The sequence below is a fragment of the Lentzea sp. NPDC058436 genome (genome assembly GCF_042721515.1).
Lineage (GTDB): Bacteria > Actinomycetota > Actinomycetes > Mycobacteriales > Pseudonocardiaceae > Lentzea.
Window position 1 is genome coordinate 772,565 of record NZ_JBHXLF010000002.1, and the last position, 7,780, is coordinate 780,344.

A 7,780-nucleotide genomic window follows, 5' to 3' on the forward strand; every position below is an offset into this window, starting at 1 on the left:
TCTCGTGCGTGCGGAGGTGCCGATCGGGGGAGACTCGTGGACCCGTTGTCGCGACTGGTGGAACGGCTCTGGTGGTTCACGTCGGGCGGTGATCCGGTGCCTTTGCTGGACGACGCCGCGCTGGAGGACTCCCAGGCGGTGGTGCGGGCCGCGTTGAGGCCGGGTGCGGACGGGTTCGAGGTGCTCGACCGCGAGGCCGTCGCGTTCGCCGCGTTGGCGCACTGGTGCAGGTACACCGCGTTGCCCAAGGGGTTGTGCGAGGGCGACTACATGCACAGCCTGTCGCTGTCGCAGGCCATCGGGTTCGACGATCCCGGCCAGATCACCGTGGCCGTCCAGGTCGGGAAGCAACGGGTCGGGCTCGACACCGTGGACGTCGCCGCCGCGTGGGCGCGTCACGTCGCCACGAGGTTCGACCAGTCCGGTGACGTCGAGGAACTGGTGTCCGCCACGGACTACCTGCGCGCCCGGATCACCGTGCTGCCCGACCCGCGGCTGCTCGACGCGTTCGCCGAGGTGATGTACCGGCGCTACGTCGCCCGGCCGGACCAGGTGTGGGTGCTGGAGGAGGCGGTCGCCGCCGCCCGCCGCGCGCTCGGGCAGACGGCGGAGGACGACCCGCGGCGCGACGGCAGGATCCACGCGCTCGGCGCTGTGCTGGCCGCCCGCGACGCGGCGACGGCACCCGGCGAGGCCGCGGAACTGTTGCGCGCGTTGGTTTCCCGGACGGCGGAGGACGATCCCGGCCTGCCCTCGTACCTCCTCGCGCTCAGCAGGACGCTGCCGGAGTCCGACGAGCTGTACGACGTGCTGACCAGGGCGATGGAGGTGACGGCGGACCCCGGGCTGGAGATGCTCGTGCGGTACGTGGGCGTGCTGCCGTCCCGCGCGCCTCTGAAGGTGCTCGGCGTGCGGCGGGCGATCATCACCAAGATGCCTGCAGTGCACCCGGACCGGTCCCTGCACCTCGTCGCGCTGGCCGACGTCCTGCGCATCGCGGGCCACGGGGACGAGGCGATCGAGTTGCTGCGTTCCGAGGACGTCCGGGGGCCGTGGCGGGCGCGGGCGCTGATGGTGCTGAGCAGCGCGCTGGGCACCCGGTTCGAGGAGAGAGGTGCCCCGGCGGACCTGGACGACGCGGTCTCGCTCGCCCGTGAGGCGGACGGCCTGGGGGACGACCTGACCGTGCGGGCGACGCTGGCCCTCGCCCTGCTGCGCCGGTTCGAGCACCGCAGGGGTCCGAGTGATCTCGCGGAGTCGTTGCGGCACCTGCGAGATGTCACGGCTCGCGCGGACGGCGACTACCCGAGCCTGCCGTCGTGGCGGTCTAACCTGGCCGCCGCACTGGCGTTCGACGGCCCGGCGAGCGCGGACGAGGCGATCGACGTGCTGAGGGACGCGGATCACGGCGAGGGACTCGCGCTGGCGCTCGTCCGGCGAGGCAAGGCCGGTGATCTGGAGGAGGCCGTCGAGGTCCTGCGCGCGGTGGCGGACGGAACGCCGGACGACCAGCCGCGCAAGGTCGTCCGGCTGTGCAACCTGGGCGAGGCCCTGAGGGTGAACGCCGAGCGCCGCAACGACCCGGCCGTGCTGAACGATGCTGTGCGGGTGCAACGGGAAGCGCTGGACCGCTGCGCACCGGGCTCTCCCGAACGCGCCTGGGTGCTGGGAAGCCTGGCCTCGGCGTTGCTGGACAGGTTCGCCCGCACCCACCACCTGCGAGATCGCGCCGACGCCGTGACGGCCCTGCGCGCCGCCGTCGCCCACACTCCGGCGCCGGTCGGTGAGCGGACCGCGTCGGCGATGCGCCTGGGCGGGATCGGCGCGGAGACGGGGGACGCGGAGGCGGCGCTGGCCGGGTTCGGCGGCGTGGTCGACCTGCTGCCCGCGCTCCTGGCGGACGGCATGGCGCGCGCCGACCACGAACACCTGCTGGGCTCGTGGCAGTCGCTGGGCAACGACGCCGCGGCGTGGGCGCTGTCGGCGGGCAAACCGGAACGGGCCCTCGAACTGCTGGAGCGCAGTCGCCTGCTGCTGTCGGGCGGAGGGGAGGCGTTCCTCGACGTGGGGGAGCGGACCGTCGTCGTGGTCAACGTCAGCCGGTACCGCTGCGACGCGCTGGTGGTCAGCTCCGCCGGCGTGCGGGTGATTCCGTTGCGGGAACTGACTTTCGCCGACGTCACCGCGAAGGCCCACGTGTTCCTCGGCGCCCAGGCGCGGCTGGAGACCCGCCCGCTGCCGTTGCCGGAGAAGGTCACGCTGCTCGACCAGGTGCGGGAGACGCTCGACTGGCTGTGGCGGACGACAGCGTCGCCCGTGCTCGACGCGCTGGCCCCGCTGCCGCCGCGGATCTGGTGGAGCCCGACGGGTCTGCTGTCCGTGCTGCCGTTGCACGCGGCGGGCGCGTACGCCGGCGAGTCGGTGCTGGACCGCGTGGTCTCGTCGTACGCGGGCAGCCTGCGGATGTTCGCACGGGACGGTGTCGAACGCCCGGCCGGATCCGCTCTCGTGGTGGCGGTGCCGGAAGCCGTTGGACTACCTGCGTTGCACGGCGTGGACGAGGAGGTCCATGCGGTACAACGGGCGGTGCCCGCGACTGTCCTGAGAGGATCTGAGGCGACGCTTGCGGCCGTGACCGCCGCCCTCGCCGACCATGACGTCGTGCACTTCGCCTGCCACGCGACGCAGAACGTCGCCGACCCGGCAGACACCGGCATCGTGCTGCACGACGGCAAGCTGGACCTCGCCGCGATCGCCGCCGTGCCGGGCGGTGCGCACCTGGCGTTCCTGTCCGCGTGCCGCACGGGTGCGGGCGCGGTCGACGTGCCCGACGAGGCACTGCACGTCGCGGCCGGCTTCCAGGTCGCCGGTTTCCGGCACGTCGTGGGCACCCTGTGGTCGGTCGAGGACCAGTCGGCGGCGGCGTTCACCACGGCGGTGTACGCGCGGCTCACCGGCGGTTCAGCGCTCGACCCCGCCCGGACCGCCTTCGCCGTGCACGAGGCGACTCTGCTGGCCCGCGCGCAGGACCGGTTCGACCCGATGCGCTGGGCGCAGTGGTTTCACTCGGGCCCCTGATCCTCAGGAGTCTTGTGCCGGTACTCGAACCTCACCGGCCGCCCCTGCCGCCAGAACGCCGACAGCCGCCGGTTGTCCTGCTTCTCCGCCTCGACATCGGCGGGCAACGGCAGGTGCAGCGCCTCGTACAGGTCGAACCGGTGCAGGTCGAACGCGGCCTCGACGGCCTCGCCGTACGCCACCGCCGCCTGCACGCACCCGCGATAGGCGAGCCGCGCCGCCACCAGCAACCCGAGCGGCAACAACAACCACCACCCGGCCCTGACCACGAGCACCGCGCTCACCACGGCCGTCAGCGCGAGCGTGACCGACAACCGCGCCGCCAGGTCCAGGCTGTCACGCCGGTCCGCGACCACGGCCCTGACCTGCTCGCCCAGCACCGGGTACAACCGCGGCCACACCACGACGGCGTCGAGCCCGTACGCCCGCCCTGCCCGATCCTCCATGGCCGTCAACACGTTCCCGAGCGCAGTGGGTCGCACCAGATGCGCGTCACGCGGAAACCGTTGCCACAGAGCCACAGCGGCCTCTCCTGCCCGCTGCACCTCGGCCGCTTCCTCCGACGACACCTCCGCCGCGCGAGCCAGCCGGGCACGTCGTTTCCGCTGCCACCACCGGAAGGGCGTCGCCACCCATCGAGGCCAGGTGCCCTCCAGCAGCCGCACCAGCGCGAGCTGCAAGGGCTGCACCAGCAGCGAAAGCACCGTCACCGCGAGGACGAGGACGAACACCTCGCCGACGCCGACCCTGCCCGCGGTCCGCCAGGCGGCCCCGAAGTCCAGCCGCGTCCCAGGAGCCCCCGCCCACACCAGGACGAGCACGCACACGGCCCCCGCCGCCGTGGGCAGGTAGTTCACCAGGACGAACCGGCCGGACATGGCATCGTTCAACGGCCGGGCGAGCTGCTCGAACTTCATTCCGGCAACCCCATCACCCCGTGCTCGGAACATTCCGGCAGATCCCGGTCGTCGTAAATCAACCGCACAGCCCTGCGATCGCATTCACCGCAGGCGAAACGAAGCAACTCGAACTGCCGGGAAACGCCGGGCTGCCCCGCGCGATCCCCTTCGCCCAGCCGGTGCAATGGCTCCCCGGCCTGCCGCTCGAACCAGGCCCGCGTGCACGCGCCGATCGGCTCCGCTCCCACGGTGATCGTCACCAGGTCCAGGCCGGACTCGGCGCGGTACAAGGCTTCCAGCGCCCGCGCGACCTCGGCCGGCAGCACCTCCGCGTCGCTGACCTGGAGCACCGTTCGCTCGTCCGGAAGCGCTTGCGGGTCCAGGAAGAACCCGTACCGCGCGTGTCCCGCGTCCATGCCGCTGATCCTGGCAGACCACGCGCTCGTGAGGCAGGCAGTTCGGCCGGTCGACGCAGCCGCGGACGAACAGGACCACTCGATCCACCGGTATCACCGAAGGCCGCGGGCCTCACGTCGATTCCGTTCGCCGCTCCGTTCGGCCCATTCCAGCGCCGTTCGCGAAAACTGGCCCCCCACCCCCGGAAAATGCCGCTGACCAGCAAGATCACCACCACTCGAAAACCTTAAAACCATTTAAAACCAACAACATCGACCTCGCTTTGAACCCCGTTCGTGACCTCCCCGTAGTCATCGGTACAACACCGTCCGACCCCCCGAGGAGACACAGAATGGGCGCTCGACACCGCAAGCCCGCCATGATCGGCGCGGGTGCCGTGCTGGCGATCGCTGCTGTCGCCGGTGGCATCTTCGCCTTCAGCGGCACCAACTCGAACGCGGCTGAGGACTGCGGCGGACTGGACACCGCCCTGCAGAACAACCTGAACTTCATCGCCGGTCAGCAGGCCAACCCCGACGCCCAGTCGGACGCCCGCATCCAGAACCGCCAGCAGGTCGTGAACCTGATCAACCAGCGACGTGCGGCGGCCGGGTGCGGCAACAACGTCCAGGCCAAGCCCGAAGCCGGGCAGGCCGCCACGTCCGGTGAGGACTGCGGCGGGCTGGACAAGGCCCTGCAGAACAACCTGAGCTTCATCGCGGGGCAGAAGGCCGCCCCGGACTCCCAGTCCGAGGCCCGCATCGCGAACCGGCAGGCCGTGGTCGACCTCATCCAGCAGCGGCGCAAGGCGGCGGGCTGCGCGGGTGACGGCGGGGCGGCCAACGCCGGCCAGGGCAATGCGAACCAGGGCAACAACAACGCCGGCAACAACCCCGGCAACCAGGCCCAGCCCACGCAGCCCGCCCAGCAGCCCGACGCGGGCCAGAACGCCGGCAACGGCGCCACCGGCCAGCAGGTCTGCAACGGCTCCACCGTGACGCTGTCCGGTGAGGGCGGCGCGCCCGCCGCGTCCAGCGGCACGTTCCCGGTCGGCACCACGCTGAAGGTCACGAACCTGGACAACAACAAGTCCACGACCGTCAAGGTGGCGTCGGTGTCCGGCAGCTGCGCGCTGCTGAACAACGCGGCCTTCGAACAGGTCCGCGAGCCCGGCAAGTTCCTCATCCGCAACGCGCGGATCGAGAAGATCGGCTGACCGTCCACAACGGACACAGCACGACGGACGGGTGTTCCCTTCAAGGCGCGGGGGAACAGCCGTCCGTCGTGCTGTTTCGCTGTCGCGGGGAATAGTGATCTCGGTGTGGTCAGGAGCCCTCCGGGAGTGAGACCTTGGTCTTCGTGACGGACAAAGCAACGGCGCCATCTGTCCTGCGCGACACCGCGTTCCTGCGGCTGTGGACCGGCACGACCGCGTCCGGGCTCGCGATGTGGGCCCTGCCGTTCGTGCTCGGCCTGGCCGTCCTCGAACGTTCGATCACCGCCGTGGAGCTCGGCGTCGTCCTCGCCACCAGAACCGTCGGCTTCCTCGTCGCGGTCCCCGTCGCCGGAGTCCTCGCCGACCGCCACTCCCGCCGCAACGTCGTCTTCTGGTCGTGCCTCACCGGCGCGCTGATGACCCCCGTGATCGCGCTCGGCATGGGCAGGTCGTTGCTGCTGATGGCCGTCGCGGCCGCGATCGTCGGTGCCGGTCAGGGTGGGTGCAGGCCCGCGTTCCAGGCCATGGTGGCCGAGGTGGTGCCGGAGTCCCAGCGGCAGCAGGCCAACGCCGCGACCACCCTCTCCATCAGGGTGACGACACTGGTCGCGCCGAGCCTCACCGCCCTCGCGGCCCTCGTGACCGACGCGAGGGCACTGCTGCTCATCACCGCCGTGCTCTGGCTGGCCGCCGCGTTCGTGCCGCCCAAGGGCGGGCCCGCGCCGGACCGGAAGACCGGGAAGACGAGCTTCACGGCCGACTTCCTGGAAGGCCTCAACGAGGCCCGCAGGCACCCGTGGCTGCTCGCCGGCCTCGGCGCGCTGACCTCCATGGTCGCACTGGGCTACTCCGCCACGGCCGTCCTGCTGCCGGTGGTGAGCCGGGACCGCTACGGCACGGAGGCGGTGCTGGCGGCGGCCACGACCGCGTACACCCTCGGCGCGCTGGCGGGAGCCGCGCTGATGGCCCGCTGGCGCCCGCGAACGCCGGGATGGGCCGCGTTGGCCGGGATGGCCTGCTACGGCTTGGTCCCGCTGGCGCTATTGCTGCCGGTGCACCCGCTCGTGCTGATCGCCGTGTACGTCGTGGGAGGCATCGGGATGGAGCTGTTCAACGTTCCGTGGTTCACCGCGGTCCAGCGCGAGGTCGAACCGGGCAAGCTCGCCCGCGTCTCCTCGCTCGACTTCCTGCTCTCCTTCGGCCTCGCCCCGGTCGGACTCGCCTTCATGGCCCCGGCCATCGACCAGTTCGGCAGCGGCGTCGTGCTGGGAGCCTGCGCGTTCATCTGCTTCGCCGCCCCCGCGGCGGCCGCGCTCGTGCCGTCCTCGAAGGGGTTCACCAGGTCCAGCTGAAGCCGCGCACTCCCGGGCGCACGTCCAGGGCCACGTCCAGCAACGTCCGCTCGGGAGCGACGGCGGACCCGTCCGCGAGCTGCACCACGGCGGCAGGGGCGTCGCCCTCGAACGTCACCTCCAGCACGTACTCCCGCGTGGGCAGCCGGAACTTGCGCTCGTAGTTCGTCGCGGGCGGACACGGGGCCTGGTTCACGAGCTCGTGCTCGATCACGACGCTCTCACCCTTGCGCAACGGCTTCTCGAACAGCAGCTCCGCGACCAGCAACCCGTCAGCCGGTTCCTGGACGACCTGCCCGACCTTGCAGTTCTTCAACGCGTTGACCTGCGGCAACGGCCGGTCGTGGTCGTCGAGGTGCATGATCACGACCCACCGGTCGGGCCCGCTCATCGACGCCGAGAGCACCTGCCGCGACCGGAAGACCCGCTCGGTGCGGTCGGCCCCGATCGTCACGAAGTCCTGCTGGCTCACCCGCAGCAGCTGGTCGTCCCACTGGGTGTCGAGGTCGTGCAACGCCTGCTCGACGGGCGACGGCGACGGCCAGAACGCGGACATCGGCGCCGGGGCGTTGCGCAGCCAGCGGCCACGCGGCCGAGGTGGCCCGAGGAGCTCGGAGAGGTGACCGGGCGGCACCTGCAGGATGTGCTCCAGGTGGACGACGGCCTGCAGCGACTTCTGCCGCTCCGGGCGGCTGCGGCCCGTCTGCCAGTAGCTCAGCGTCGCCATCGAGACGGACACGCCGTTCTGCGAGAGGTGCTCGCGCAGGCGCTCCAGACCGAGACCGCGATTCGTGATCGCCGTCCGGAGAGCCTGCGCGAACTCGTCCACGCTGGTCACG

The 7,780-nt window shown here is 71.5% G+C and carries 6 protein-coding genes; 3 read left to right on the top strand and 3 right to left on the bottom strand.

The window, feature by feature from the left end; all coding sequences use genetic code 11:
* Positions 1-36 precede the first annotated feature (36 nt).
* Positions 37-3,078 (top strand): CHAT domain-containing protein, encoded by a 3,042-nt coding sequence (locus tag ACFWN2_RS11045; RefSeq protein WP_382426639.1) that lies wholly within the window; start codon positions 37-39, stop codon positions 3,076-3,078.
* Here ACFWN2_RS11045 and ACFWN2_RS11050 read toward each other — a convergent pair.
* Together ACFWN2_RS11050 and ACFWN2_RS11055 are read right to left on the bottom strand one after the other, a co-directional pair.
* Entirely contained in the window at positions 3,063-3,995 is a 933-nt protein-coding gene (locus ACFWN2_RS11050) for a hypothetical protein (protein ID WP_382426641.1), read from the bottom strand. The two genes, ACFWN2_RS11045 and ACFWN2_RS11050, sit on opposite strands and share 16 nt — an antisense overlap.
* Entirely contained in the window at positions 3,992-4,393 is a 402-nt protein-coding gene (locus ACFWN2_RS11055; RefSeq protein WP_382426643.1) for a hypothetical protein, read from the bottom strand. The genes ACFWN2_RS11050 and ACFWN2_RS11055 overlap by 4 nt, the downstream gene beginning before the upstream one ends.
* Positions 4,394-4,725: 332 nt before the next feature.
* Here ACFWN2_RS11055 and ACFWN2_RS11060 point away from each other — a divergent pair, with 332 nt between their 5' ends.
* Together ACFWN2_RS11060 and ACFWN2_RS11065 are read left to right on the top strand one after the other, a co-directional pair.
* Positions 4,726-5,589 carry a hypothetical protein gene (locus ACFWN2_RS11060; protein WP_382426645.1) on the top strand — a complete coding sequence of 288 codons (864 nt, stop codon included), beginning with the start codon at positions 4,726-4,728 and terminating at the stop codon, positions 5,587-5,589.
* A 143-nt stretch (positions 5,590-5,732) separates the two neighbouring features.
* Positions 5,733-6,941 (top strand): MFS transporter, encoded by a 1,209-nt coding sequence (locus tag ACFWN2_RS11065; protein WP_382426646.1) that lies wholly within the window; start codon positions 5,733-5,735, stop codon positions 6,939-6,941.
* Here the strand turns inward: ACFWN2_RS11065 and ACFWN2_RS11070 are convergent.
* Positions 6,925-7,770, bottom strand: coding sequence for an XRE family transcriptional regulator (locus ACFWN2_RS11070; protein ID WP_382426648.1), 846 nt, complete (start codon positions 7,768-7,770; stop codon positions 6,925-6,927). The genes ACFWN2_RS11065 and ACFWN2_RS11070 overlap by 17 nt on opposite strands.
* Positions 7,771-7,780 lie beyond the last annotated feature (10 nt).